The sequence below is a fragment of the Sphingobacterium populi genome (assembly GCF_001586775.1).
Lineage (GTDB): Bacteria > Bacteroidota > Bacteroidia > Sphingobacteriales > Sphingobacteriaceae > Sphingobacterium > Sphingobacterium populi.
Genome location: NZ_LQXS01000005.1, coordinates 25,038 through 51,720, shown reverse-complemented (window position 1 = coordinate 51,720; position 26,683 = coordinate 25,038). Strand labels below are relative to the sequence as shown.

The window sequence follows — 26,683 nt, the reverse complement described above, 5'->3', positions numbered from 1 at the left end:
GTTGCTTAAAAAAAATGGTAACTAGTGCGCATACACGCGATGCTAGCTTACTCATTACAAAGTTAGTGGTAATTCGAAGATATTCTATAAGGATGCTGTCATAATCTTTATCCGGCTATATCAGAGCCAGTTTTAGATTTATTACGATCTCGAAATCTTTCAACCTTCTCTTTCAATATGTTAAAAGTTTTCTGCGCCTTAATCTTGTACTGATCAATATCAAACAACGCAGAGTCAGTCGTAGATTTGTACGTAAGGAAGATCGCCAGTGGAGTTAAGACAATAATAGCCATCCACATCCCGATTATGGGATCTAAACTGCCATCTTTGGCCGCTTTTTCCGAGATAGTGAAGATTACATGATATATTAGAAAAAAGACGATAGCCATCACCACAGGTAAGCCCAATCCGCCTTTGCGAATGATCGCACCTAAGGGTGCGCCAATTCCAAACAATAGTAAGCAGGATGCCGCTAACGTAAATTTTCGATGCCATTCGATATCATAGCGAATATCTTTTTCAACATACAGCTTGTATTCCTGACCTCTGTTTTGAGCAATGTCTTTCACGTAGTTTACTTGGCTATTGGCATTGTTCAAAATATTCCGCTTATCACCACTTATCGACTGCAAATCAAGATCAGGATAGCTATAGTTCCCTGTTGAGACCAAAGTCTTTTTCAAAGAATCACGTTTCTCGTTATAATAGTTAGTAAAATAGTTAATATTTCTTTTGGAATCTTCTGCTATAATATGACCTACACTATCTAGCTGTATATGATTAGAATCCGAGTAGTGTTTCAGCTGTTTGAGATTTAACATCTGGTGATGCGACTTAAACAAACTTGCATCTGTCTTCTGTGCGCCAAAAGACTCCATACTGAATTTTTGAGTAGACTCTTTAAAACGAAATCTTGTAAATTGTTGTCTTTCGTCATATCTCGTCGCATTGCGGGCTCTTGCGTCTTCATATTGTACGCCATCTCGTAGTTGCAAGATCATGAATTGATTGTCTACAGAGTTATGCATGTAGCCTTCTTTGGCGATTAGGATATTGGTAGCTTTACTGCTGGTTGTATGGTTATAAATCAGTAAATCGTGCAGTATGGTGCCATCTTGACTTTTACTCCTTGCGCGGATCGAATATCCCGGGATACTATTGTTAAATACTCCAGGTTTAATAAGGAAATCTGCTTTTTGATTTCTTATATCTAATAGCATCGTGCCCATTTTAAGGTTGACAACAGGCAGCGTATAATCGGAAAAAATAAATGCACCTCCAGCAAAAATACCTACTAAGATGAATAACGGTGCCATGGCATTGCGAAGCGATACGCCGGCCGCTTTAATGGCTACGAGCTCATAGCTTTCACCCAGATTACCAAACGTCATGATCGATGATAATAGCATGGATAATGGCAAAGCATAGTGAGCTGTACAATACATTGATAGCCCAACAGCTCTAATATGGTGTACCATTCTAAGCCTTTGCCGATGAGATCATCAATGTACTTAAACAAAAAGAGCATCAATAAGACAAACATCACAATGGTAAATGTGACTAAAAACGGTCTTATAAATGCATGTAATATGAGTAAGTGTATCTTCTTCATCCCTACCAGACGCCTAACGTTCTTTATAGACTATACAAATAGCAAAAAGTAAAGACAAAGGTACAGAAATTTAGGCGCCGATCACACTTTGTAAATAGCTAATTGAATTGTTCCAAATCAACTTTCTATCCTCTATGTTATCTTCTTTGACGTAATCGGTAATGCTCAATGCAACGTCATTGGTCAATTCGTCCAAAACTATTTCAATTTCGAAATAATAAGGATCGTCATCTAGCCATTTGTATTTTACACATTTATTCTCCTTCGAATGCACAAGCTTTGCTTTGAAAGATTCATCGTCCCATACAAACTCGTAAATCCCTTCAGCATAATTTACATCATCGGCAAACCACTGAGCCAATTCATTGGGTTCAGACAGATACGGGAATAATATTCTAGGGGAAGAATTAACTACATATTCTAAGGTCAATTTTGCTTTCTCTGCCATACACTAGGATGAATTATTAATTACGTTATAATGGACGGTTACCGATCATCGGTGCTGATCGACGGGATGGTTTAGTCCGCCCGTAATAATACACAAATATTCTGTTAAATAAAGTATATTATGTGCGAAATTAATGATACATTATGTCCGCTCTGATAAAAATGAAACTGCTTTATCTTGCAACTAATTCAGAACTAAATTTGTTATTTTTCCTTTGATAGTAATTCCTAATTACTATATTTGCAACACGAAAAACGGCGGGGTAGCTCAGATGGTTAGAGCGCAGGATTCATAACCCTGAGGTCGGCAGTTCGATCCTGCTCCCCGCTACACAGGCTACATATTGCCGAATATTTTAAGATATTTAGACGTATCTAAAAAACACGAAAAACCTCTTGCCAATAGCAAGAGGTTTTATTTTGCTCTATCGCGCTAAGTTTATTAGTATTTATATGTATCTTTATACATCTAATAAAGTGTGAGCAGTTTTGTCGAAGCCTAAGATTTATCTTACTTCCTTGTGCTGCGATGTTGATCGTGTGGTACATGCTTACTTTGCTATATTGATAGACGCAATGCAGCTGTATTACCTTAGGCACACGCAAATGCTTGATTGATAGCAAACTTGCAATTGGTCACCTACTTGTCGAACTAAGGCTACTGGTTGTGGCACATTCACTCTTCTTTTTGCAATCTTAAATACTGTGTGGTGAATAACAAGTTACTTTTAAACGTATTAAGCTTTTCAAATAAGATAAATTTAAAAATATAAAAGGATAAAGCATGACGATGCTATCTAACGTATGTTAGAACTCTTATAGTTTAAAATGCTGCCGCTTTCAAGATTACTCTCTTAAGCCACATCGGCCGAAGATAAAAGGGAGCATAATGTCGTTAGCGCAATGCTGCAACCTGTACGCGGCGCTGAAATTGCCCCGGATTGATACCTGCAAAGCGCTTAAAGAATCTGCTGAAGTGCGAGCTATTGTCAAAGTTCAGCTTAAAAGCAATCTCCTTCACGCTAAGCGTCGTTTGAGAAAGCCAGTATTCGGCCTCTTTAGAAAGCCGGTCGTGTATGATTTGCAACGCAGTTACACCCAACACTTCCTTCACGCTTTCGCTAAGATATTTGGCCGACACAAATAGCATAGAAGCGTACTGGTTTACGCGCCGTACAGTCATAAAGTGCTTGTCTACACGTTGTTGAAAATCCTTCACCAACAATTCTTTACGTGACGTGGTGTGTTCCACTTCCACTTCCGCTGGCGTAAGCTGGGTGGCTCGAACTACTTTTAGCACCAGTTCTACCAACAACACTTTTAGCATACTCGTGCGCAAAAATTTACCGCTATAGAACTCCTCATAGATATCGGCAAAAAGCCTAATAATAGGTTTTTGGACATTCTCTGCAACAAAAAAAACAAAAGGTTGATCAAACTTGGAATCAATCGTATCTTGTATCGAAGGAACAAATGCCAACACTTCCTCCAAAAAATCTTTTTTAATATGGATGACAAAACAGGAAAAATCATCCGTCCACTCTTTTAAGTACAATCCTCCCGAAGAGCAAAGCAGGCTTCCGCTGCTGATATCAAGCCACAGATCAGCCCCATCGATCAGAGCGCTGCCTTGCACGACCATGCACAGTACATACTTCTCTGGATCTTCCGTAATGGAGGATTTACCATCCTGAAGATACTCCACCGTAAAGGAATCGTTCGTCAGAATGCTCGACGTAGCGGGAAGTAAACTCGTCTGCTGATTAGAAACTAAATCTGTAATGTCTTTAATCTCGGAGGTTGGTATTCTATAAACTCTATTATTCTGCATGGCTTGATGCCGATTTAAAACCTAAAAATTGACTTTCGAACAAATTTAGTCAATTGTTAAAAGAGTACAGTCACAGAAATATAATATGATTAGTGAAAAAAGAAGGGATCGCTCTTCTTCTTGATGTAGCAATAGATGTATAGACGAACGGCTCACCCCATTGTGGGAAGAGCCGTTTAAATTAACATGAATAAAATTGAGGTTTTTACAAACCGAAACTATATGCTACGCGCAATCCCAACACATTATTGGATTTACCGTTGTCGGTAAATTTGGTATTACCTTCAAAACGCACACCAGCGTCGATATAATTTTTACCACCAACTGGGATTAGGTATCCGACCTGTGGCGCATAGACGAACGCCGCAGATTTTGTTGCACCTACATCGTCTTTATTGGCTACGAATGATGCTCCCGCCTCACCGTGTACATAGAAATTCTTCGCCACAAAATATTTCAAACCTGCTTTTACAGGGATCAACTGGAGATCATTAAAAGAAACACCTGCGAAATCTTTAGCGAAGTAGTTGTTGTATCCGGCATTCAAGGTTACATAAAGATCATTTTTATATATGGCGTAGTCTGCTTGAATAGAACCACCAATACTCCAATCAAACGCATCTGAAAAACTACCTACTGGAAGAGACACTTCTGGCCCAACGCTTAAACGTACCTTTTCACGTTCTTGAGCTGACAAGGAATTAGTAAGAAACAAACCTAACAACGCAGCGAAACCAATTTTTAATACATTTTTTTTCATAACATTTTACTTTATAGTGTAATTTATTCAATAATTGCTGCAGCGACTCTCGTATATTCCGCTACATCATGATACAAAAGTAAGGGGAGGGCTAGCGCCGATCAATACCCAAAATACGGCATTGACAACCAAAACTACGGTTTCTGCTAAAACGTGGTTTAACACACAAAACAAACTATTCATATCGCGTAAAAAAGAGATGCCTCGTACAAGGCTCAGCCTGTGAAAAATGCTAGGTTTTACCGTACTTTTCATTGTACACCCATAGTCATCAATAGCAGAACAGTTAGTCATTCTTTTTACAATGAGGTGTCAGGACTCCGGCCTGGTGCGTTCATTGATTAGTCTAGCGGCTCCCAGTAGCATGGAGACGTGTTCGTGAGAAATCATCAACGAGGTTGTACTTTCAGAAACTGCTCTCTAAAAAAGAAAAAGCTTTAAGGAAACTTGAAGCTTTTTCTTTTTTAGAGAGTTTTTGTTTGCTAAGAAATGCTATTTTTTGCTATTGCTCATCAGCATTATCAGATTATTGTGTTTCGCCAGAGTCGACCAAAGCTGATACCGCGCCTACTGTACCTACCACAGCGATCGTACCGAGTAGTACACCCGATTTGTTCCCAACAGAGAAACCAGTAATATCTGCCCTTGTGTCTAGCATCTTTCTTATACGTTTTGATCCAATACCACGTATTCTCATGAGGTTTGTTGCATAGAAACTTTGTTTGCTTATTCTATAATTAGACGGCTTATTTTCTACATTTAGCAGCGCATAGCTAACATGGCTTCGTATCTGGAGAGGTGAGTGGGCTTTGTCATATTCGGCTGTAAGTGCATGAACATAGTCATAATCAAGCAGTACCTGACCACGTGTACCAACGAAGTTCTGTTTAAATAGTTGTAAAATATCTTCATGTAGTCCTGAATAGGAACCAACTGTGTAAGATTTAGCAGGAATGAAGAGGATGTCTTCATCTTTGTATATTGATCCATTATAGCCACCACGGATCGTCGTTTCTTGAAAAGTACCATCGTTAGACCAATCTAAGGTAGTGGCTTGGCCTCCAATTCGACCATGTACAAATGATTTACCATCGATAAAGCCGTGCGATTTGCCATTAATTACGATAGCGGATTTAGTTAAATCGACGATCATCGACTGCCCACCATGGTTTTCAAAACGAACTCGGACTGAACCATCTGCGTTATTAAATGCGTACGATATGCCTAATGTGTCTGTTCCACTATAAAATGTGCTATCTGTATTTTTCTTTTCCATATCTACACCTTGCATCGTCGCCAGATAATGTGTGGTACAGCTAAAGAATAATGGGAAAAACAATAGAATAGTCCAGCGGAGATTGATTACATTTTTAAGCATAATAAGGAAAATGGTGTAGTTTCTAATATAGCGAAAATAATGGTAGCGTTCGCGAAGGCGAAGATATTTCGACATCAATAGGGCTTTATTGATGGCATTTGAATATGGTAGGAAGTTGAGTGCGGATGGAGTTAGAACGAGTATACGTGTCAAGATGACACCTATAAAATTTGCCGAGCGAGTTCGTAATGACTTTTTACAAAAAAAAATGGGAATAGATTCTCGGGCGAGATGAATCAAAACCCTATGTAAAGTCTGGCGTTACTTTTAAGAAAAGCGCTACTAATTCACGAGTGTTTTTTGCCGATTCCGAATGTACATAGCATGCAGTCCCATCTCTTTGTTAGTAGATACAGCTACCGAAAACGATTGGTCTGGTGACTCGAATATATACATATCACCAATCTTACCTGACAACTTGTACCGCTCTGCATAAAACCGAGCAACATCTGCAGCAATATTTGCTTCCTGCATATTAAACATTAGTATACATGAGTTCAGTTCACCGTCTTGAAAAGCATACAATAGCTCTTTTTCTTTTCGGCTTTGCCCTGAGTACAGTATACCGCCCGCGCTCTCGCGCAATAGTCCTCTAGTTTCGAAAGATTTAATGTGGTACTTTTGGAGGCCAAAGTTTACGAGCGGTTCCAGAATACCATGGAAGTTTTGCTTAATCGCTGTTTTTCCCATAATGTGTAAATATAAATTTTTGTGTTTTTTGCGCTGATTTCGTGTTATTACTTTCGTGCTGTCGTTAATCGATCACGTAGTGGTTGTATCGTGATTTTTACCAATCAACCTAGACAAACTCGACTGTGGGAATGACCCTCTCCATTTTCACACATAATGATGACCTACTTCTATACATGTCTTGTGAAAATAAATAATAGTAAATTAGTGTGGCACTCAGTTCGTAGGTGCTAATGAATACATTATTACTGAATAATAGTTACTTATTTCTGCATAAATTTGATGCCAGCAACCGAGGCATGGCTATCTATATTTTTTTAATGTGATCCATTTCTCACCATCTGTTTCAAAGAGAAAAATCTCTAAAGGTTCTAAAAGTCAATTACATCTCCCAGCGTACACTGTGCTAGCTATGTTTGTTTCTCTTACAAGAACGCTACTACTTTAAACGATTATTTTGCCAAAACGTTACATCGACTTATTGAATTGCAGTTAGTGGTTTAGGACTAGTGCTGAAACTGGCATTTGCTCGCATTACGCGGTTTGTGAGCGTGTGTACTGTTTGGGGGTAGATACATAAATAAAATCATTTCCCTTATTACATTATCCTGTAAAGATAATGTTACGACCGCGAAATAGCGTTAAAGTCTATTTATCTAATTATTAATTAGAGTTACACACATCAAGCACCTATACCTACGTTTCGGGTAGCCAAGTGGCAGCTTTAGTAACTCTTTGTTGGTAATCCTACCTATTCTTAACGATTATTGTGCCAGAATTTAAATGACAAACATATGAACTGGTTAGCTTTAGTCTTTGCAGGAATCTTCGAAATTGGGTGGCCCATTGGTCTTAAGATGGCACAAAACCCCGGAACTAGTAAGTTGCCTTGGATTATAATGGCGGTGTTTTCGATGGCAGTAAGCGGAGTGCTGCTTTTTATGGCACAGAAAACCATTCCGATTGGTACAGCTTACGCTGTTTGGACAGGTATTGGTGCAGTAGGAACTTTGATGGTCGGTATATTGTTCTTTGGCGATTCGGCCAGTTTGCCTCGCATGTTGTCGGCGACTTTCATTATTGCTGGGATCGTGGGTCTAAAGATTTTTTAAACGACATATGGAGTACCATATATTACGACAAAGACTCTTAGCCTTAACTAAGAGTCTTTCTTGAAATTATCACCGTGTATTTGCATCCGCGTAAATTAATAGACGATGATGTGCAAGCACTTATTGTGCTAGGTGAGCTACCTTATTTTTATTACCTGCGAATAAATAGATTGATCTTTACCCGCTGCTCGTAGTCCAACTCTAGCATAAAGTGCTCTACCATTTTTGAAATCAGCATTTTCGGTCAAGTCCAATAATTCGGTCGTAAGTACACCCGTGTCTATATCTCTCAGATCACGCCGAGCGGTGTACGAAACATCATCCACAAATAATGTTCTTCCAACTACAATAGTTGCATAATCGATATCCCATCCTTGGGTAACTTGATCAACCTGGAAACTTGCAGACAAACTTCCTCCACTTAGTGAGAGCGCCACATTAGATAGCGTAAATAACGGCGTAACCTCAATATCGACATTGGCCATGCCTTGAAGACGGACGACAGTCGTATCTCGATCGTTTACCCAAGGACCATTGTTATTCCTTGTCACTAATTTGTATTCTCCGTCAAAAATTTTGATTTCAAAACTTCCGTCTTGTGTAACGTACACAGGGACGGGATTTCGTAATTCATATCCGTCTTGAAATAGTTGCAATTGTACAGCTTCACCTGTACCTCGTACACCAACCGGTTCGCCGTCATAAACAACTCGTCCGCGAATGGTTGATTCAGGTTCGTCGCGATTATCCAATCCACAACCGGTCATCGTTAGTACACTACAGAGGGATAGGGTATATAATATTTTTTTCATCATAATCTAAATTAACATGCTACTGAAAAGGGTTTAGTACAATCTTTGGGTTTGCATTTTGCCAACCCAAATCAATAAAGTTATAGTAGTTGCGCAATTCGAAAAATCTTGGGTGTAACGAGTTACTGAATGTTAGGCGATCAAACACATATTTCCCGTCATTTGGCGTGCCAGGAGCCACCACAAGGTAAGGAAACAAAGCCCAGTGCTGAGCGGTAGTGCTGTTTACCACGCCATTCCAGATAATATGTGCGCGGCGAAAACGCTTCAAATCCCAATAGCGATGGTTTTCAAAGGCAAATTCTACACGGCGTTCTTGAATGATATCGTCAATGGAAATAGCGGTCAAATGTTGAATTCCGGCACGATCGCGAACCTGGTTGATATAGCCAAGTGCGATACTTTGTTGTCCTAATTCCATAGCAGCTTCTGCAGCGATTAATACTGCTTCGGCAAAGCGGAATCTTGGATACCACATATCACTGTTGCGCCCTCGAGTGGAAGCGCCTGGCGTCTCATCCAAAAACTTGCGGAAGAAAAATCCGCTTTTATTGATGAACTGTTCGTTAGAACGATTTGGTCCGTTGGCAGATGTTATTATTCTGCCGGCATTGTCCCTTTCTCCGGGCGTACTTGTCACAGTTTGCCAAGTGCCATTGTTCCACACTTTGTGTCCTGCTTGAATTTCGACGGCAGTACCCCGAAATAATGCATTCGGTAAGATGACCGAGCCACCTAAACGCGCATCCTTATTGGCAAAAGCGTCCAATGGATCATCGTAAAAAACAAAATTACCTTGCTCATCTCTAATTTTGATATCTCCATTCCGATTATCTACATATTCAAAATCTTCTACTAGATTTAAGATCGGACCAGCAGCAGCACGATCAATATCTTCGGCATGTGATCCGGGAATGTTCATTGTTGTAAAATTCACCTGTTGCCCTTCGCCTGGATATCCGTGATCTCGCGCCCAGATCACTTCGGTATTATTAGTTTTGACGCTAAGCGCCTCATAGAAATTGCGTTCTAAATCATCTGGCTTAGTCATTTGCAAGCTATAAGGACTCGTATTGATCACTTCTTGTGCTGCTTTCAATGCCTTTTCGTAATAGGTACTTGCTAAATTTGCTGGAATCCCTACTTCACCGCCTGATGTGCGGATTGGGCTTGTCATTTTATTGTTGTAGTTCGCCAGCGAGCCAGCGTATATTGCTGATCTGGCTTGCAACATCACCGCTACCCACCGATTGGCACGTGCAGCATTAGTATTAGTACTTGCAGGTAACATAAGCGCAGCTGCTTCGCATTCAGCGATAATATAATCATACATTTCGGCTTCGGTAGCGCGTGGGTATTGTAAGGTGCCCACATCCATGCCACTCATGTATTCAAATACTTCATCTCCGACAATAGGCATACCTCCCAGTCCGCGACACATATTAAAATAAGTCCATGCACGAAGAAACCTAACCTCACCTTCATACTCTTGCTTTTCGCTCTCGCTCAGCACGGTTGATGCGCGCAGGCCTTTTAGGAACTGGTTGAAGTTACGTATCAATTCATAATTGGATACACGCCAGTGCGAGTTGCCGAAGTTTTGCATATTGTCAGGTCCTTGATCGGATTTTCCTGCCTCGTCTAGAACAGTAAACGAGTACCAATCACCGATATGTTGTCCCCAGGTTACTCGCCCATAAAAATTGGCCAATACGGATCGTATCATCACTTTGTCGCCAAAAATCTGGTCGTCGGTAAGGATTTGATCGGGCTGCCTTTCTAGGAAGTCTGAGCAACTTTGAAGATGGGCCATGCTACAAACGAGCAATATTATTCTGAAAATTGATTTATAAGTAGTTTTCATATTCGTTTCTTTTTACACTAATACAGATTATACCAACACATTAAAACCTAATATTTACGCCTAAATTCATGATGCGAAATGTTGGGTAACCTAAGCCATTAGTGGCATCCATTTCTGGATCAATTCCGATTAGGTTTGTCCAGGTAAATAAGTTCTGTCCAGAAAAATATACACGAAGACCAGACATAGAAAGTGGTTCTAAAAGGCGCTGCGGAAGTGAATAGCCAAAATCTAAATTTCTCAACTTAATATATCGAACAGTTTGTTTCCAAAAGTCACTGTTCCAGTAATTGCTGTGTGCACTATTTCCAATGAGTGGCATAGGATAATCCCCAGGAATCAATTCGCTATTTGCATCCCATATATCGGCAAGTTTCCAGGTGTTGTCAAAGTAGTACTGTGGATTATTGCCACCATCATGAAAAGGATTACGCATTTCCCATTCTTTGTAGAACGTGTTTAAGCCGCCTCCTGAAAAATCCAATGACAAATCAAAACCTTTATAGCCAAATGAAAAATTAAGACCGAAATTGAGAATTGGTGTAGAATCTTGACGATATCCGATAGGGCGTTCGTCTAAATGATTGATCACACCATCGCCATTCTGATCAACATATTTAATATCACCCGGTCGTAGCGTACGATTTCCCTGCCTGTCGTTGTCTACTTGCCAACCAGCGATTTCATCCCAACTTTGAAATTGGCCAGCTGATTCTAAACCCCAATTAAGGTAACCATATCGCTGTACGAGCGAACTGCGGTACTCATCCCACGAATTGCTAAAACGTGGGCGATAGCGATTCCAATCGTAAAAACGCGAATAAGTAACGTTACCACCCAGTGAATACGTAAAATCATTAATTCGATCTGTCCAGCGCACCACGCCTTCAAAACCTCGACGTTTGTCAGAATTAAGGTTTTCGTTGGGTAAGCCAAATCCAATTTCCATAGGTAATAATACATCATATCGAGCAGCTGGTAAGCCAGTAAGATGTCTTTGAAAGACTTCGAAAGATGTGGTTAAACGATTTTGTAACATGCCAGCATCAAAAGCGATATTTACTATTTCGGCACGTAACCAAGAAAGGGTAGTCACTGGTAATCCGCGTGGTTGCGTACCTAGTACATATTCTCCATCAATGATTGCCCCGCCTTGGCGGTAATTATATCCTGCCAAATAATCAAATGGAGCATAACCTGGCGTATCATCTTGTCCCACGATTCCGTAAGAGCCTCTTAATTTAAAGTGATTGACGAACTTTCCTACACGGCTATTTTTCCAAAAATTTTCCTCCGAAGGAACCCAACCCGCCGTTACACCTGGGAAAAATCCCCAGCGGTCATTGGTCGGAAATTTCCAAGAGCCATCGAGTCGGCCAATCAGTTCCAGCAAGTATTTTCCTTGATAATCATAATTGATCTTACTGATATAACCCAATCGCGCTTGCGGATTGTCTCCGACATCCGAATATTGGTCCATGTTGTGGAAATAAATCAAATTCAACGCATTGGCATCTGGAATGGTGTGTAGCCAACTGGTAGGTTCTGTCCGGAGAATACTTTCCATACCTGTGAGAATAGAAAGATTGTGTCCATTTATTTTCTTATCGTATTGTAATTGTATATTGGAGATCATCTCTTCCTCGTGTCCCATTCTGCGCTCGCGCCATGGATTATTGTTTTGAAAAATTACGGGGTAGGTATCTGTTTCTTCATCATAACCATACAATTGATACGTAAATTCGTGGTTTTCCAGTCGCTGATTGTTATAAGAATACCCGACTAATCCTCTTGCTTTCAGCCCATCGAATATTTCATAAGAAGCGTCAAAGTTCAATTGGATAACGCGTCTGGTATCTTTAAATTTTCCAGCGAGATCATAAGTTAGCCAGCCGAAGTTGGTGCCCGGATCGTTTGACGTTAATGTTGGATAAGCAGGATTGCCATTGGCAAAAGGGCCAATAGTAGGTAAGTTTCTAAAAGTGGCGAAACGCGGTAGCCACAAGTCATCTTCACCAGGTACACCAGGATTTACTTTGGTCTGATGTCTGGCATTCATGGTGGCACGTACCTGAAATTTATCCGAAATATTGGAGGTGATGTTCATCTGTACGTTAGTACGATTGAAACCACCATAATTCTTAATTACGTCCTTTTGGTTAAGATTACCTACACTAAAAAAATAGCTGATCTTGTCCGATCCACCAGAAACATTGGCATTGATATAGTTTTGTGGAGCAGTTTTCCAAATGAAGTCGTACCAATCGAATGGCTCATATCCCTTTTCTGTACCTGTACGCCATTTTGCTAAGTCATCGGCGGAGTATCTGTAATTATTTATTCCTTGTACCGTTTCTGATTGGATGTAGTTTTCTATATAGGTTACGGCGTCTGCTGGTCTTGGAAATGTGGATAGGTTTTGCAATCCAAAATTGGAAGTTAAACTAACCGTATTTTTGGTGTTGAGGCTTCCGCGTTTTGTAGTAACTACGATAACACCATTGGCTGCGCGAACACCGTAAATAGCTGCTGAGGCATCTTTTAGTACTGAAATAGATTCAATATCGTTGAAATCTAGATTGTTAAATTGTGCTGCATCTTTCTGCACACCATCGATAACGAATAATGGACTACCCATATTTCGGATTTGGATATTGGTAGTTGCGCCAGGTCGTCCATCGGTTTGCCGAAAATTAAGTCCGGGAATTTTTCCGACAAGCGCTCCTGATACATTAGGCGATAAAGATCTACTAATATCTTTGGATCCGATGACGGAGATCGATCCTGTTAGTGACTCTTTCTTTTGGGTCATTCCGAAACCTGTCACTACGACTTCCTCAAGTGCAGTTTCGTCTTCTTCCAGTGCCACATTTAGTGTATTGTTGTTTGCAGGTACATTACGTTCTACTGGATGATGTCCAATATATTGGAAGACTAATACAGCATTTTGCGTATTTCTAATCACGATGCTGTATGCTCCATCTTGATCTGTAGTCACACTATTGCTAGTTCCTTTTTCTGTTACGGTTACACCGGTTAGCGTCGTGTTTTGAGTATTTGTAACTACACCGGTAAGTGATCGTTGTACGGTGGCAAATTCTAATGCTGCGTGTTCCTTATCCCACGCATGTGCTGTTTGGGTAAGTAATAAAAAGTACAGACAGAAAATGGGTAATAGTTTGCGTTTAATGCTGCCTCCCATACAACGCATTTTATAGCATACCCATTGATTTAGGTTAAAGTCATTTACATTCATAATCTATTAGGTTAATTATTAGCAATCACATCCTGTTCATGTTTGCATGAACAAGTTTGTTTAAAGATTTTACTGACTATCGAATACAATTTGAGAGGAAAGGTTGATTAGTTTTGTGAAGGTATATTTATCCCGAGCGAGATTGGTACGCTGTATCCATATTATTCAAAAACACTGTAACAGCAGGCACATTAGTCAGAGAATAAAAGGTTTTTGCTCTCATAAGATGGTTATTTTTGTACTTAGTTTATCTTTGGCGTTTGATGGTAATCAACTCGACAACAATTAGTCAATGTCAGACGTTTATTACCACATTTTTTGATACTCTTTTGGGAAACTGATTTTCTCAAAAAAAATACTTGGTTTACTGGGTTAGCAGTTAGGAAAACAGGGGCAAGTAGCAGCGATCTTCCATTGATAAATGTCAAAAAGTGCTGGTGAAAAAAATAGCACATGTGTCTCAATTACTTGCCATTACGTCTCATTCGAAAAAGTAGATTTAGGAGTATAATTTCGCTTGATGAGCGAAAGATGGTTCAATCTGGTAGTTTGGATCTAAAAGATCGGCACCTCAACTGGTTGGCAATTGGTAATACGTGCAGGGCTGCAGTACACAAAAAAAATCCTGTATCGGATTTTCGATACAGGATTTCTAACAAAATTTATCTTTAGGATTATGCGCCTAATTGTACGCGTTTGAAAGCTGTAACTGTCAAACCTTTGTTTACGCTATCTAGAAACTGAGCGATTGATTTCGAAGAATCTTTTACAAACTCTTGGTTCAACAACGTGTTTTCTTTGTAGAATTTGTTCAATTTACCTGATGCGATTTTTTCAACCATTTCTTCTGGTTTACCTTCAGCACGGATTTGCTCTTTAGCAATTTCCAACTCACGTTCGATAGTTTTAGAATCTACACCGTCTTTGTCGATAGCTACAGGATTCATCGCAGCGATTTGCATAGCTACATCTCTACCTGCTTCTTCTACTCCAGCAGCATCAGAAGAAAGACCTACTAAAACACCCAAACGGTAATTGCCGTGGATATAAGCAACAACTTTATCAGCAGATACTAATTCGTATTTTGAAACGTCGATTTTCTCGCCAATTACACCAGTTTGCTCAATCAGGTATTCAGCAACTTTGCGACCTTCTAACTCCAAACCTTTAAGGTCTTCGATGGTAGCTGGTTGGCTAGCCAACGCTAAGTCAGCGATCTTCTCTGCGAAAGCTACGAAGTCTGCATTTTTGGCTACGAAATCTGTCTCACAGTTTACTTCAACAACGATTCCAGATTTACCATCTGCAGTTGCTTTTGCGATGATTACACCTTCATTAGATTCGCGATCTTGACGGCTTGCAGCAACTTTAGCACCTTTCTTACGAAGGTAATCTACAGCAGCTTCGAAGTCACCATTTGCCTCTACTAATGCTTTTTTACAATCCATCATACCTGCGCCGGTTTGTTGACGCAATTTGTTTACATCTGATGCAGAAATTTGTACTGACATGATATGTTTATTTTTTGAGTTTAGATCTGTGTTTTGGCCAACAAAATCGGTTATCGATATGAACTGATTGTTAGCCTAATAATAAATAAGTAAAAACCGGAGAGGCAAGCTAGTTTGCAGAAGCAGAAGCTTCCAGAAACGAGCACTTGTCTGTCCGGCTTTTGTCGGTAGAATGATTATTCTACGTCTTTTGCTTTACGAGTGCGTTTTCCGGCAGTCGCTTCTTCAGCAACTTCTGCGCCGTTATCGATAGCTGCTTTAGAAGCTGCTGCTTCTTTTTCAGCTTCATCTTCTTTATCGCGCTTACGCTCATCAAGTCCTTCTTGAATTGCTTTACCAATTACTTCTGCAATAAGATTGATCGACTTAGTAGCGTCATCATTCGCAGGAATTGGGAAGTCAATGTTAGTAGGATCTGAGTTAGTATCTACCATCGCAAATGTAGGGATGTTCAACTTCATTGCTTCAGCTACCGCAATGTGCTCTTTCTTAACGTCTACGATGAACAATGCAGCAGGAAGACGGTTTAGGTCAGCAATACCTCCAAGAAGGTTTTCTAACTTGATACGCTCACGCTGAATCATTAATTTTTCTTTTTTAGATAATACGTCGTAAGTACCATCTTTTTGCATCTTGTCGATGTTAGACATCTTCTTGATAGACTTACGTACTGTAGCGAAGTTGGTAAGCATACCGCCTAACCAACGCTCAGTAACGAAAGGCATGCTCACATCTTTCGCTTGTTGTGCGATGATCTCTTTTGCTTGCTTTTTAGTCGCTACAAATAATACTTTACGACCTGATTTTACGATTTGTTTGATAGCTGAAGCAGCTTCTTCCAATTTCGTAAGTGTTTTGTTCAAGTCAATGATGTGGATGCCATTACGCTCCATGAAAATGTACTTAGACATTTTCGGATCCCATTTACGGGTAAGGTGACCAAAGTGCACACCTGCATCCAATAAATCTTGATATGTTGTTCTTGCCATTTTGTGATCCTCCTTTGATTAACGTTTACTGAATTGGAATCTTCTACGAGCTTTGCGACGTCCTGGTTTCTTACGCTCAACCATACGGTCATCGCGTGTCATCAAACCTTTAGCACGTAAAGCTGGTTTCACTTCCGGGTCTAACTCTACCAATGCTTTAGCGATTGCCAGACGAACAGCTTCTGCTTGTCCTTTAATGCCTCCACCTTGTACGTTTACCTTAACATCAAAGTTGGCCAATGACTCCGCTACGTTCAACGATTGAGTAGCGATGTATTGCAATGGCAATGTTGGAAAATATACTGTGTAGTCTTTACCGTTTACGGTAATGTTACCGCTACCTGCAGCTAAGTAGATGCGGGCAACAGCGGTTTTTCTTCTACCTGAAGTATTTGTTGTTGACATAATGAATCTCCTTAAAATTTAACAGTTTTTGGATTTTGTGCCTCATGTTTGTGCTCAGAACCAGCATAAACAAAAAGGTTTCTAAATAGCTCACGGCCCAAACGGTTTTTAGGCAACATACCACGTACCGCTTTCTCGATGATGCGCTCTGGGTGCTTTGCCATTAATTCTTTTGGAGAAACAAAACGTTGACCACCTGGGTAGCCAGTATAGCGAACATATACTTTGTCGCCCAATTTGTTTCCTGTCAACTTAACTTTGTCTGCGTTGATAACGATTACATTATCTCCACAGTCTACGTGTGGGGTGAATGTAGGCTTGTGTTTGCCGCGGATCACTTTCGCAATCTCGCTTGCCAAGCGCCCCAAAATCTCTCCTTCAGCGTCAACAACGATCCATTCCTTGTTTACGGTGTTTTTGTTAGCAGAGACAGTTTTGTAACTTAACGTATTCACTTGCTTTTGTTTTAATAAATTAATTAATAAATGCTCTCCTTCCTGTACTCACTACAATAAGGTCTGCAAAGGTAAGTAATATTTATTACATCCTATAATATAAATCACATATCTATTTTGCAATGGTGAGGTTGGTCTACGTATCGGTTCGTATATGATGATATCCCAACTAATTTCTTCATAAAATATTTTATAAATTTAAATAATTAATTAAAAAGATTTATATATTCGTTTTGTGTTAAGTGTATGTTGATGATCTCAATACAACATACCAGTTCACGATCAACCGATTTTAGAACCTATTCTGATAATACATGAAAATTGTACTCGCTACTCTCTGTATATTCTGGTGCTGCCAGACAAGCTTTGGACAAGGATCGTCGGAATACGATTCGGGCATCAAACTCAATCTTGATGAAGAAGGATCTAAATATATTCGTTTTGTCGTTTGGAACCAGATATGGGCACGATCTATACAAAACAATCCGGGATCTATGATCAATGACGAATCCGCTGATCATAGTTTTGATATTGCAAACAGGCGCTTACGCTTGTTGATGTATGCCCAGTTTACTCCTCGTTATTTAGTATTTACTCATGTCGGAATCAATAATCAGTCATTTGTAAATGGTGGTGTGCCTGGTCCAGGTGCTCAGGGCACAGGCCCTAATGGCGCCGGTAAAAAACCAGGGATTTTCTTTCACGACGCTTGGAACGAGTACGCCATCGTATTGCCGTCGCAGATCAGCCATTTAGTTTATCCCTCGGTGGTGGTTTACATTATTACATGGGGCTTTCTAGAGCTACGATGTCCTCGACACTAAATATTATGACGGTTGATGCGCCCATATTCAACTGGCCGCTCATCGAGAATTCCGATCAATTCGCTCGGCAGATGGGCTTTTTTGCCAAGGGCAAATATGCTGCTTTGGAATATCGTTTTAGCGTCAACAAACCATTTGCAACAAATCTCACGCCTACAGATGCTGTTAGCAAGCAGCAAGCTATAGCGGTGGACAATAATGGTAATACAAGGCTATCGACCGCTGGGTATGTGGAGTACCAGTTTTTTGAAAGGGAATCAAACTTACTCCCTTTTAAGGTTGGCTCTTACCTTGGTACTAGAAAAGTGTTTAACCTAGGAGCTGGTTTTTATCGCGCGCCCAAAGCAACTCGCAGTATGGTTAATGGTGAAGTCGACAGACATGATATTCGACTCTTCTCAGCCGATGCATTTCTAGATTTGCCGATCGGTATGCCCGAAAAGAAAGCTGCTTTGACCATGTATTCAGTCTTTTATAACTACGATATGGGGCCAAACTATTTGCGTAATTTGGGTATTATGAATCTCGCGCTAGAAGATCAGCAATTCACCGGTACCCGTGCGCTAGCTGGCCCCGGCAATCTACAGCCAATGATTGGTACTGGAAAAATATGGTATACACAGGCAGGCTATCTGATTCCAACCACGAAAGAAAAACCAAAAGCTCGTTTGCAACCTTTTGGTGCATACTCGTACAAAAACTTTGAACAATTGCAATCTGCAAGTTCACAGTTTGATATCGGGGCAAATTTGTTACTTGATGGTCATCACGCAAAAATCACTGGACAATACTCTACTCGGCCAGTATATCGCGCCATTGGTGAGCGAGATGGCTCTCGTGGTGAATTCATTCTGCAATTGCATATTTATCTGTAAGTTGAGAAATAATTTGATCAGATTTAATAACTTTAAACAACCAATAAAAACCAAATTGTATGAACAACACCATCCCACGTAAGCCAAGTAGTATTTGGAGCGTTATTACAGCTTCGTCTATGGGTACATTGATCGAATGGTATGACTTTTATATATTCGGAAGTCTTGCGGTGGTGCTTTCTACTAAGTTTTTTCCTGCTGACAATCCAACTGCTGCGTTTCTGTCGACCTTAGCCACCTTTGCGGCAGGTTTTGTCGTTCGTCCTTTTGGAGCGTTGTTCTTCGGTCGTTTAGGAGATATCATCGGCCGAAAGTATACTTTCATGGTCACCTTGTTATTGATGGGTGGAGCCACTTTCATAATCGGTTGCGTGCCGAGTTTTGAGACGATTGGCTATGCCGCACCATTTATTGTTTTGTTTATGCGTTTGCTACAAGGCTTGGCCTTGGGCGGCGAATACGGCGGAGCAGCTACGTACGTAGCTGAACACGCGCCTAAGGGGCAAAAGGGATTTTGGACGTCTTGGATTCAAACGACGGCGACTGTAGGATTGTTTATCTCGCTGCTAGTCATCTTGTTTACCCGAACTATGCTCACGCCAGAGCAATTTGATTTGTGGGGCTGGCGCATACCTTTTTGGGTGTCTATCTTGATGGTTTACGTGTCTTACCTGATCCGTAAGAATATGAGCGAATCACCAGCCTTTGCGAAAGCTAAATCGGAAGGTAAAACATCTACTAACCCACTTAAAGAAAGTTTTGGAAACAGATACAATCTCAAATTTGTGTTGCTTGCTTTATTTGGGGCAGCCATGGGGCAAGGAGTGATTTGGTATACCGGTCAGTTTTATGCGATGAGCTTTCTAGAACGCGTGATGTCCGTAAATCCTGAACAGGTAATTACTATTTTAGTGTTGGCCTTGCTAGGAGGTACACCTTTCTTCATTTTCTTTGGTTGGCTGAGCGATAAGATTGGTCGAAAGGCGGTGATGATGTCGGGGATGCTAATTGCTATCTTGTCCTACCGTGCGATTTATGAAAAAATGTACCAAACGACCAATCTGGAAAACAAAACTGAAATGGTGGAACGACGAACGGAAGACCAGGCGCTAAAGCAGTTAGGAGATATTCAAGATTCGGTGTTTACCACGATACGGTATTTTGAAGACGGTACTGTCGTAACAGAAACTCGAACATGGCATCTAGAGAAAGGTGTTTCAAAAATAGTTAGTGGAAAGACACAAATAGCACAAGCCAAATCTATCGAGGTGAACAGCGCGGATAAATGGATTCTGACCTTTCTGGTTTGGATACAAGTACTGTTTGTGACGATGGTTTATGGTCCTATTGCTGCTTTTTTGGTCGAGCTATTTCCGGTACGTATACGATATACTTCGATGTCTTTGCCTTATCATATTGGCAACGGAATTTTTGGAGGTTTGTTGCCTGCGATCTCTACCTACTTCGTTTCTAATGCGCAAAATGAGGGTAAAGCCGATTTTTATCTAGAAGGACTTTGGTATCCGATTATTATAGGTGCTATTTGTTTCATAATCGGTGTGATCTATATCACCAAAAAGATGACCACGCGCTATACAGATTAACGAATTTATTTTTTCAATTGTTGATGTAAATGAAATGAGTATGAATGCGATAAAAAGATTTTTAGGTATAGTTTGGATTATCTTGGCTCTGGGCATGGGTTATTTTCTCGTTACCTTTGGCTGGCCGAAATTCGTTTCTGGTACGCAAGATGGCCTCGTTTTTGGAATCATCATCTTGTTTGTGCTACTGCCATTAATTGTGCTCGGGCTTATGGTATTTGGCTATTATGCCTTGATTGGAGAATACACACAAGATGAGTAAAGAAAAATGCCGTTTTCCAATTTAAGTAGGGCCTAAAAAAATAATTTTCTTACACCTGACCGTCAGTTCAGTGAAGTCGCAGGTGATATGATAAGGGTTTTTGCGATAATTTGTTAATTTTTTGCTAAACTCAAAATCATATTAACGTACCGAACTTTATTATTTTACTTTTGTTTAAACTATCTTAGGATAATTTAATTAAAGAAATTCCAGTAATATTAGTTCGATCATTATATGCTTACAAGTTCTTTTCAGAGAATACTGTCATTGTCAATCTTGTTAATCTTCGCCATCTTCACGAGATCGGAAGCGCAACAAACACACCCTGATACGGCGTATCAGCAGAAATTAATTGAGTTCCAACAATTGCTTCAAAGCGGGCAGATAGACGCAGGTGTCGAGTTATTGGATAACCTTATTCAAGAATATCCCGATTACTCTGAAGCATACTACGCAAAATCATTATTATACGCACAAATGGGTGATGTAGAAACTAGTTTGCCATTTGCGCAACAAGCTATTCGGCTAAAACCTAAAGATTTGACCTATAATAACCATTTGCTCGGGCTCTACAAATCGATGGGAGATGGTGAAGCGATTGTCCGTACATTGAATGAGCTTTTGCAATATTATCCTAATAATCCGGCTATTTTGCGTGAGAAGATGTTGATGTTACATGCCTCAGATAAATCCGATGAAGCACTGGCCGTATACGATGAAGCCACAAAAGTAATCGGAAATTCTGACACACTGGATGTCGTGAAGGCTGAGGTACTCATTGATATGGGTAAACTTAAAGAAGCACGTACAATATTAGAAAAATGGTATCAGCAACGCTCTCCATTGCGCGAAGTATATGGTACATTGGCATTCGTGGAGGAAAAGCTTGGTAATGGGAAGTTGGCTGTTAAAGTGCTAGAAGATGGTTTATCGATTACAAAAAATGATAATTTGTATTTTGATCTAGCTGACTTTCATTATAAGCAGAACAAAAAGCAAAACACTTACTCCGTATTGCAAAGCGCATTTCGCTCGGATAGCATTCCATATCCCGAAAAATATCGAGTAATGTCGCAGATTGCATCCAGTCCCGATATGCTCACCTTGCCACAAAAGCAAGATTTGGCCAATATGCTGGTATTGAAGTATCCACGCATTGCCGAAAATTATAACTTTAAAGCAGATATCCTTTGGCAAAGCCAAAATTTGGCAGAGGCCAAATCCTTATATTTAACATCCTTAGGTATAAACCCACGCCAAGCAGATACTTGGAGAAAACTTATGAATGTGGAGATGGCGGCCAATCAATTAAGTGAAAGTATTATGCACGGACAAGAAGCACTGATTCATTTTCCAAATAATGCCGTACTATTTTACTTCACAGGAGTTGCCTATTTCATCAATCAAGACACCACAGCCGCTCGAGAATATCTTGAGGCAGCACTAGATAATAGCAGTAATGAAAATGACTATGTAAAATCGATGATATACGGCTCTTTAGGAGATTTGTATCATGCCCTAAATATGGTTAAAGTTTCTGATGCAGCCTATCAGGAAGCCATTGCTCTTGATAGTACAAATGCAAGTGCTTTGAATAACCTAGCGTACTATTGGTCTGTACGCAAAGAGAACCTAGAAAAGGCAGCAGAATATGCACAAAGAGCGACCGAATTAGAGCCAGCATCGCACACTTTTATGGATACGTATGCTTGGGTGTTGTTTCAACAAGGAAAGTTTAAAGAGGCTCTAACGTGGATTGAGAGAGCTATGAAAGGCGAAAAGCCGTCTGCAGTACTATTGGAGCATCATGGAGATATTCTTGCCGAATTAGGTAAGACAAAAAGTGCTGTAACGCAATGGCAGAAAGCATTAAACCTAGCACATGAGGATAAGTCTGTAGATGTAGATAAATTAAAGGAAAAGATTCGTGAGAAAAAGTATATTGACTAAATGCTTTTGTGCATTTATGACTACCAGCATTGTTTTGTCCTCGTGCTCATCGCGCCGCCAAACAGTAAAAGCCACTGAAGTACCCACTGCTGATGTGATCGCAGATAACTCGATAAAAACATTCGAGATGAGTAATCTGGATTACTTCACCTTTTCAGGACGGGCCAAAGCAAAAGTAACTATGGACAAAAATAGCCATGATGCTACCGCTCATATTCGGATCGATCGAGATAAGGCTATTTGGATATCCATCACTGCATTACTAAATATTGAGGTGGCGCGCGTGATGATTACACCAGATAGTATTAAGATACAAACCAAATACCCTAAAAAGGAATTGATCACCCGTCCATTTTCCTATGTATACCATTACATCAATCCCGGTATTACCTTTAAATCACTGCAAGATGTTTTGGTGGGCAACTTGTCTACAGATTTATTGCGTTCGTCACAAGTACAAGTAGCGAGTAGCGAGGATGATGTCGTTATTGCAGGAGTCAAAGATAATGTGACCTTTCAATATGGGATGAATGCGAAGAATCGCCCTTATGCAACGAAAATCGAAGATAAACAACTCGGCCAAGTGCTTGACGCGTCTTACGATCAATATGGGTCTTTCGATGGGCATGTTTTTCCACAGCGCCTAATCCTAAATATAGAAGGAGAAGGGTTGCAAGTCAAAGCAGATCTGCAGTACAATAGAGTGATCTTCAACCAGAAATTGGAGATGCCCTTTTAACAAAAAGAAGGTGATGATCTGTTAAATATCGTAAAATATCAAAAAAAGACCAGAATACGTGTCATCATAACTGATTAATATCCTTAATTTTGCCTCTTTACAAATGATTGGATAGCTAGTTCCGGTAACTCTTATGATCAAAAAAATAATCTTTAGTATCGCTTTTGCCTGTTTAGCAGTGGTTTTGTGTTTCGGACAAAGTAGTGCTGAGCTGAAGAAGCAAAGAGAAAGAATAGATGCCGAAATTGCTACGCTCCAGAAAGGCCTACGTGCTAAATTGCAGGAAAAGTTACTTTCCCAAAATGAAGTTGCATCATTGAGTAAGCAATTGAATCTGCGGGAAGATAAGATTAGTACGATTAATAAAGAGTTGCAGATTATTAGCAATCAAATCACTAAAAATACACGCGAGGTAGCTGCTCTCGAAGCCGAGTTGGAGAAGATGCGAAGAGATTATGAGAAAATGATACTTTTTGCATTTCGTAATAAGAACGCATATAACAAGATGATGTTCATCTTCGCTTCTCGCGATTTTAACCAAGGTTTTAAGCGGGTCAAATATCTACAGCAATTTAATGACGCTAGGAAAGTAAAGGCCGCAGAGATCGAAGCGACCCAAAAAGAAATTCAATTGAAGCTTGCACAGCTAGAGGTTGATAAGCAAACACAAGCCAAATTATTGGCTGAGCAGCGGGCAGAGCGCGACGTGATATCGAAAGACCGGTCGAACCACCAGCAAGAACTAAGCAAACTAGTGCGCGAAGAGCGAGGTTTCCAGAGTCAATTGACAAGCAAGCAACAAGAGAAAAAAACGACTTGATGCAGCAATACGTACTGCCATTGCACGTGAAGTTGCTGCCGCAAAACGGTTAGAAGAAGAGCGTCGCCGTAAACTAGCTGAAGCAGAAGCGAAGCGCTCTGGTACAACGGTAGTAGAAGCAGAGAAAAAAATTGAGGAAAAAACAGGTTCTAACGTATTAAATAGTACACCTGAAGCTACGCGCCTTTCGGCAGATTTTAAATCGAATCGTGGACGTCTACCTTGGCCAGTAGCACAAGGAAATATTATTAGCGCATTTGGACGTAAAACTGTAGAACGAGGTGTTACAGTCGATGATCTCGATGTCGGAATTCGCACCGGCTCAAATGCATCTGTAAGGGCTGTCTTCGATGGCGAGGTAGCGCAAGCATTACCTGGTTTGGTAGTGGTAAGACATGGTGAATTCTTCACTACGTATTCTAACTTAAAATCACATTCTGTGCGGCGAGGTGAGAAAATATCGAGAGGACAGACCATCGGTACTGTGGATGATGACCCAGATCGTGGCTACCCAGTACTTAACTTTGGAGTATATCAAGGTCAAAATCCGCAAGATCCATCCGGTTGGTTGGCGAGATAAAGTAAACTACATTGGTAACAAAATAATTGAAAAATTAGTATTATTCCCTGATAGTGACTACATTTGGGATAAGTGTTATGAGGTAATTAGGAAAAGATATTATGAATACAGCACATTTAGCGTTTATAGGAACGCAAGAAATTATCATTATTGTCGTCATCATTCTTCTCCTTTTCGGAGGGAAGAAAATTCCTGAATTGATGCGTGGATTAGGTAGAGGAGTGAAGGAATTTAAAGAGGGGCAACGCGAGGAGCCTACTGCGGAAGATACTGACGCTACTCATACTAGAAGAAATGACTCGATCAACGATCCAAGATAACAGGATCTTAGATAGATAACGGCCAAAAAGTTCTGCTAATTTTTCTTTAGCAGAACTTTTTGGCTTTTTATGTTTCTAATGCTGGTCAGTGTGCATCCTGGCGGGTGCCCATTTAAAACAAATCAATCTTGCGGATTTATAATGGACAATAAAATAAAATTATTACTATTGATTTCTGTAGTGGTTTTCCAACAAACGACTATTGCTCAAAAAAGGACAAGAAACGTACTCCGAAAACCATTGTTGCACTCCATCCAAAAACAATTCGAGCAGGAGAGGGAGTCCGTCTCACTGCAGCTCGATTCCATTAAAGAAGCGCATGGCGCACAGATCAATTTTTCGCATGATGATGTGGTAGTAGGACAGCGCATTCAGCGTATGCAAAAAACCATTCCGCTAGAATATAATCATCTGGTCAAATCATATCTTGATAAGTACATCTCGCCCAATTATAAGCCTTACATGGAAAAGCTATTAGGGCTTAGTGAATACTATTTCCCGATATATGAGCAGATTTTTGCAGAAACAAACATACCTGAAGAGGTCAAATACTTGTCCGTTGTTGAATCGTCGCTGAATCCACACACTTTATCTTCCTCTGGTGCTTTAGGCCCTTGGCAGTTTATTTATGGTACAGCCAAAGGGTATAATCTTGCAATAGATAGCTACGTAGACGAGCGTAAGGATGTGTATTTGAGTACATATGCAGTATCCCAATATTTGACGGGCGCTTACGATGAGTTCAACGATTGGCTGCTAGCATTGGCTTCCTACAATTGTGGCCGTGGCTGCGTTCGACGTGCAATTCAGCGATCAGGACTACATGCACCTACATTTTGGGAACTTTCCCCGTATCTACCGCAGGAAACGCGCAATTATATTCCGAAATTTATTGCCATGTCGTATGTGTTGAAGCATGCTGATTCGCATCAGCTTGTCGCTCAAAGGACCGATTTACAATTTCCTTACCGAGTCATGATGATAGATAGGTACGTGGATCTGAAACAGGTGGCTCAAGCAGTCGATTGTTCATTAGAAGTAATGCAAGCATATAATCCTGCATTTAAACGTGGAAAAGTAAATGGCACAGTGGCTCAGCCAAAAAGGTTAATCGTGCCGATTCGTGAGAACTTAGATGATGCTTCGCTATACATCGCTATACACCAAGCGGACGTACAAGGCGAGGATAAGGATATTCAAGGCGTTCATTATACAGTTAAAGCAGGTGAAACACTGGCGACAATAGCTAATAAGTATAACGTTACGGTAGCAGAATTGCTAACATGGAACGATCTTTCGTCCAAGAGTGTAGCCGTGGGAAATACACTTTGGATTGAAAAAACCGAAGATCCACGTGTCGATACAAGACTGGTGTCGAACCTGAACAAAGCTAAACCTACGGTCGAGCCAGTCAAGCAAGTAGCTTATGTAGTACACACCGTGAAAAAAGGAGACACGTTAACCGGAATTGCTTCTCGGTACAAGGGAGCAACGATCGCACAATTGAAAGCAGACAATAATATTAAGAGTAGTCATCTATCGATAGGTCAGAAAATCAAAGTTGCTCGTGGCAAAGGTCGAATCTAA

General features: G+C 40.4%; 25 protein-coding genes and 1 tRNA gene. 12 read left to right on the top strand and 14 right to left on the bottom strand.

Annotated features, from left to right (window positions below):
• Positions 1-107: 107 nt before the first annotated feature.
• Together A0125_RS12440 and A0125_RS12435 are read right to left on the bottom strand one after the other, a co-directional pair.
• On the bottom strand, positions 108-1,478 hold the full coding sequence (locus A0125_RS12440) for an LptF/LptG family permease (protein ID WP_317038823.1): 1,371 nt from the start codon (positions 1,476-1,478) through the stop codon (positions 108-110).
• 204 nt (positions 1,479-1,682) lie between these two features.
• Complete coding sequence (locus A0125_RS12435; RefSeq protein WP_066756683.1) at positions 1,683-2,060, bottom strand: START-like domain-containing protein; 378 nt, start codon at positions 2,058-2,060, stop codon at positions 1,683-1,685.
• Positions 2,061-2,316: 256 nt separating this feature from the next.
• Here A0125_RS12435 and A0125_RS12430 point away from each other — a divergent pair.
• Positions 2,317-2,390, top strand: a tRNA-Met gene (locus A0125_RS12430).
• A 564-nt stretch (positions 2,391-2,954) separates the two neighbouring features.
• Here A0125_RS12430 and A0125_RS12425 read toward each other — a convergent pair.
• From A0125_RS12425 to A0125_RS12410, 4 genes are all read right to left on the bottom strand, one after another.
• Positions 2,955-3,890 (bottom strand): helix-turn-helix domain-containing protein, encoded by a 936-nt coding sequence (locus tag A0125_RS12425; protein WP_066756679.1) that lies wholly within the window; start codon positions 3,888-3,890, stop codon positions 2,955-2,957.
• A gap of 205 nt (positions 3,891-4,095) precedes the next feature.
• The gene (locus tag A0125_RS12420) at positions 4,096-4,650 is read right to left on the bottom strand and encodes an outer membrane beta-barrel protein (RefSeq protein ID WP_066756676.1); all 555 of its coding nucleotides are present in this window, start codon (positions 4,648-4,650) and stop codon (positions 4,096-4,098) included.
• 526 nt (positions 4,651-5,176) lie between these two features.
• Positions 5,177-6,103: a hypothetical protein gene (locus A0125_RS12415; protein ID WP_156472542.1), complete on the bottom strand. Its 927-nt coding sequence runs from the start codon at positions 6,101-6,103 to the stop codon at positions 5,177-5,179.
• A gap of 207 nt (positions 6,104-6,310) precedes the next feature.
• Positions 6,311-6,718, bottom strand: a complete 408-nt coding sequence (locus A0125_RS12410) for a hypothetical protein (RefSeq protein ID WP_066756670.1) — start codon at positions 6,716-6,718, stop codon at positions 6,311-6,313.
• A 767-nt stretch (positions 6,719-7,485) separates the two neighbouring features.
• Between A0125_RS12410 and A0125_RS12405 the strand changes: the two genes are divergently transcribed.
• Positions 7,486-7,830 (top strand): DMT family transporter, encoded by a 345-nt coding sequence (locus tag A0125_RS12405; protein WP_317038822.1) that lies wholly within the window; start codon positions 7,486-7,488, stop codon positions 7,828-7,830.
• Positions 7,831-7,967: 137 nt separating this feature from the next.
• Here A0125_RS12405 and A0125_RS12400 read toward each other — a convergent pair whose 3' ends face one another.
• The 7 genes from A0125_RS12400 to rplM form a co-directional block, all read right to left on the bottom strand.
• Positions 7,968-8,645 (bottom strand): DUF3823 domain-containing protein, encoded by a 678-nt coding sequence (locus A0125_RS12400; protein ID WP_066756665.1) that lies wholly within the window; start codon positions 8,643-8,645, stop codon positions 7,968-7,970.
• Positions 8,646-8,661: 16 nt separating this feature from the next.
• On the bottom strand, positions 8,662-10,455 hold the full coding sequence (locus A0125_RS12395) for a RagB/SusD family nutrient uptake outer membrane protein (protein WP_066756663.1): 1,794 nt from the start codon (positions 10,453-10,455) through the stop codon (positions 8,662-8,664).
• Positions 10,456-10,546: 91 nt separating this feature from the next.
• Complete coding sequence (locus tag A0125_RS12390; RefSeq protein WP_197464877.1) at positions 10,547-13,708, bottom strand: SusC/RagA family TonB-linked outer membrane protein; 3,162 nt, start codon at positions 13,706-13,708, stop codon at positions 10,547-10,549.
• Between the two features lie 728 nt (positions 13,709-14,436).
• Positions 14,437-15,273 carry a translation elongation factor Ts gene (gene tsf, locus A0125_RS12385; RefSeq protein WP_066756660.1) on the bottom strand — a complete coding sequence of 279 codons (837 nt, stop codon included), beginning with the start codon at positions 15,271-15,273 and terminating at the stop codon, positions 14,437-14,439.
• 176 nt (positions 15,274-15,449) lie between these two features.
• The gene (gene rpsB, locus A0125_RS12380) at positions 15,450-16,262 is read right to left on the bottom strand and encodes a 30S ribosomal protein S2 (protein ID WP_066756657.1); all 813 of its coding nucleotides are present in this window, start codon (positions 16,260-16,262) and stop codon (positions 15,450-15,452) included.
• An 18-nt stretch (positions 16,263-16,280) separates the two neighbouring features.
• The gene (gene rpsI / locus A0125_RS12375; protein ID WP_066756654.1) at positions 16,281-16,667 is read right to left on the bottom strand and encodes a 30S ribosomal protein S9; all 387 of its coding nucleotides are present in this window, start codon (positions 16,665-16,667) and stop codon (positions 16,281-16,283) included.
• Between the two features lie 11 nt (positions 16,668-16,678).
• Positions 16,679-17,122: a 50S ribosomal protein L13 gene (gene rplM / locus A0125_RS12370; RefSeq protein ID WP_066756651.1), complete on the bottom strand. Its 444-nt coding sequence runs from the start codon at positions 17,120-17,122 to the stop codon at positions 16,679-16,681.
• A 314-nt stretch (positions 17,123-17,436) separates the two neighbouring features.
• On the opposite strand from rplM, the gene A0125_RS15905 reads away from it, so the two are divergent.
• The 7 genes from A0125_RS15905 to A0125_RS12340 all read left to right on the top strand — a co-directional run bounded on the left by A0125_RS15905 (position 17,437) and on the right by A0125_RS12340 (position 24,196).
• Positions 17,437-17,946: a hypothetical protein gene (locus A0125_RS15905; RefSeq protein WP_197464876.1), complete on the top strand. Its 510-nt coding sequence runs from the start codon at positions 17,437-17,439 to the stop codon at positions 17,944-17,946.
• A complete protein-coding gene (locus A0125_RS15900; RefSeq protein WP_197464875.1) occupies positions 17,931-18,821 on the top strand; it encodes a hypothetical protein in 891 nt (296 codons plus the stop codon). Before A0125_RS15905 ends, A0125_RS15900 begins: the two co-directional genes overlap by 16 nt.
• 59 nt (positions 18,822-18,880) lie before the next feature.
• Positions 18,881-20,425: an MFS transporter gene (locus A0125_RS12360; RefSeq protein WP_066756648.1), complete on the top strand. Its 1,545-nt coding sequence runs from the start codon at positions 18,881-18,883 to the stop codon at positions 20,423-20,425.
• Positions 20,426-20,465: 40 nt separating this feature from the next.
• A complete protein-coding gene (locus A0125_RS12355) occupies positions 20,466-20,687 on the top strand; it encodes a DUF6814 family protein (RefSeq protein ID WP_066756645.1) in 222 nt (73 codons plus the stop codon).
• A gap of 267 nt (positions 20,688-20,954) precedes the next feature.
• Positions 20,955-22,637, top strand: a complete 1,683-nt coding sequence (locus A0125_RS12350; RefSeq protein ID WP_197464874.1) for a tetratricopeptide repeat protein — start codon at positions 20,955-20,957, stop codon at positions 22,635-22,637.
• Between the two features lie 16 nt (positions 22,638-22,653).
• A complete protein-coding gene (locus A0125_RS12345) occupies positions 22,654-23,376 on the top strand; it encodes a DUF4292 domain-containing protein (protein WP_066756639.1) in 723 nt (240 codons plus the stop codon).
• A gap of 133 nt (positions 23,377-23,509) precedes the next feature.
• On the top strand, positions 23,510-24,196 hold the full coding sequence (locus A0125_RS12340; protein WP_066756637.1) for a murein hydrolase activator EnvC family protein: 687 nt from the start codon (positions 23,510-23,512) through the stop codon (positions 24,194-24,196).
• Here the strand turns inward: A0125_RS12340 and A0125_RS16190 are convergent.
• Complete coding sequence (locus A0125_RS16190) at positions 24,128-24,607, bottom strand: hypothetical protein (RefSeq protein ID WP_231863228.1); 480 nt, start codon at positions 24,605-24,607, stop codon at positions 24,128-24,130. The two genes, A0125_RS12340 and A0125_RS16190, sit on opposite strands and share 69 nt — an antisense overlap.
• Between A0125_RS16190 and A0125_RS16185 the strand changes: the two genes are divergently transcribed.
• The 3 genes from A0125_RS16185 to A0125_RS12325 all read left to right on the top strand — a co-directional run bounded on the left by A0125_RS16185 (position 24,507) and on the right by A0125_RS12325 (position 26,683).
• Positions 24,507-24,776, top strand: a complete 270-nt coding sequence (locus A0125_RS16185) for a murein hydrolase activator EnvC family protein (RefSeq protein ID WP_231863233.1) — start codon at positions 24,507-24,509, stop codon at positions 24,774-24,776. The genes A0125_RS16190 and A0125_RS16185 overlap by 101 nt on opposite strands.
• Before the next feature lie 101 nt (positions 24,777-24,877).
• The gene (locus A0125_RS12330) at positions 24,878-25,096 is read left to right on the top strand and encodes a twin-arginine translocase TatA/TatE family subunit (protein WP_066756633.1); all 219 of its coding nucleotides are present in this window, start codon (positions 24,878-24,880) and stop codon (positions 25,094-25,096) included.
• A 141-nt stretch (positions 25,097-25,237) separates the two neighbouring features.
• Positions 25,238-26,683 (top strand): lytic transglycosylase domain-containing protein, encoded by a 1,446-nt coding sequence (locus tag A0125_RS12325; protein WP_066756630.1) that lies wholly within the window; start codon positions 25,238-25,240, stop codon positions 26,681-26,683.

What these genes read in the sequence shown, in the direction of transcription:
- rpsB (WP_066756657.1), bottom strand. Translation starts at nt 16,262, where the DNA reads ATGGCAAGAACAACATATCAAGATTTATTGGATGCAGGTGTGCACTTT.
- A0125_RS12390 (WP_197464877.1), bottom strand. Translation starts at nt 13,708, where the DNA reads ATGGGAGGCAGCATTAAACGCAAACTATTACCCATTTTCTGTCTGTAC.
- A0125_RS15905 (WP_197464876.1), top strand. Translation starts at nt 17,437, where the DNA reads ATGAAAATTGTACTCGCTACTCTCTGTATATTCTGGTGCTGCCAGACA.
- A0125_RS15900 (WP_197464875.1), top strand. Translation starts at nt 17,931, where the DNA reads ATGTCCTCGACACTAAATATTATGACGGTTGATGCGCCCATATTCAAC.
- A0125_RS12435 (WP_066756683.1), bottom strand. Translation starts at nt 2,060, where the DNA reads ATGGCAGAGAAAGCAAAATTGACCTTAGAATATGTAGTTAATTCTTCC.
- A0125_RS12340 (WP_066756637.1), top strand. Translation starts at nt 23,510, where the DNA reads ATGATCAAAAAAATAATCTTTAGTATCGCTTTTGCCTGTTTAGCAGTG.
- A0125_RS12410 (WP_066756670.1), bottom strand. Translation starts at nt 6,718, where the DNA reads ATGGGAAAAACAGCGATTAAGCAAAACTTCCATGGTATTCTGGAACCG.
- A0125_RS12440 (WP_317038823.1), bottom strand. Translation starts at nt 1,478, where the DNA reads ATGGTACACCATATTAGAGCTGTTGGGCTATCAATGTATTGTACAGCT.
- A0125_RS12425 (WP_066756679.1), bottom strand. Translation starts at nt 3,890, where the DNA reads ATGCAGAATAATAGAGTTTATAGAATACCAACCTCCGAGATTAAAGAC.
- A0125_RS12420 (WP_066756676.1), bottom strand. Translation starts at nt 4,650, where the DNA reads ATGAAAAAAAATGTATTAAAAATTGGTTTCGCTGCGTTGTTAGGTTTG.
- rpsI (WP_066756654.1), bottom strand. Translation starts at nt 16,667, where the DNA reads ATGTCAACAACAAATACTTCAGGTAGAAGAAAAACCGCTGTTGCCCGC.
- tsf (WP_066756660.1), bottom strand. Translation starts at nt 15,273, where the DNA reads ATGTCAGTACAAATTTCTGCATCAGATGTAAACAAATTGCGTCAACAA.
- A0125_RS12395 (WP_066756663.1), bottom strand. Translation starts at nt 10,455, where the DNA reads ATGGCCCATCTTCAAAGTTGCTCAGACTTCCTAGAAAGGCAGCCCGAT.
- A0125_RS12355 (WP_066756645.1), top strand. Translation starts at nt 20,466, where the DNA reads ATGAATGCGATAAAAAGATTTTTAGGTATAGTTTGGATTATCTTGGCT.
- A0125_RS12360 (WP_066756648.1), top strand. Translation starts at nt 18,881, where the DNA reads ATGAACAACACCATCCCACGTAAGCCAAGTAGTATTTGGAGCGTTATT.
- A0125_RS12325 (WP_066756630.1), top strand. Translation starts at nt 25,238, where the DNA reads ATGGACAATAAAATAAAATTATTACTATTGATTTCTGTAGTGGTTTTC.
- A0125_RS12400 (WP_066756665.1), bottom strand. Translation starts at nt 8,645, where the DNA reads ATGATGAAAAAAATATTATATACCCTATCCCTCTGTAGTGTACTAACG.
- A0125_RS12345 (WP_066756639.1), top strand. Translation starts at nt 22,654, where the DNA reads ATGACTACCAGCATTGTTTTGTCCTCGTGCTCATCGCGCCGCCAAACA.
- A0125_RS12415 (WP_156472542.1), bottom strand. Translation starts at nt 6,103, where the DNA reads ATGTCGAAATATCTTCGCCTTCGCGAACGCTACCATTATTTTCGCTAT.
- A0125_RS12330 (WP_066756633.1), top strand. Translation starts at nt 24,878, where the DNA reads ATGAATACAGCACATTTAGCGTTTATAGGAACGCAAGAAATTATCATT.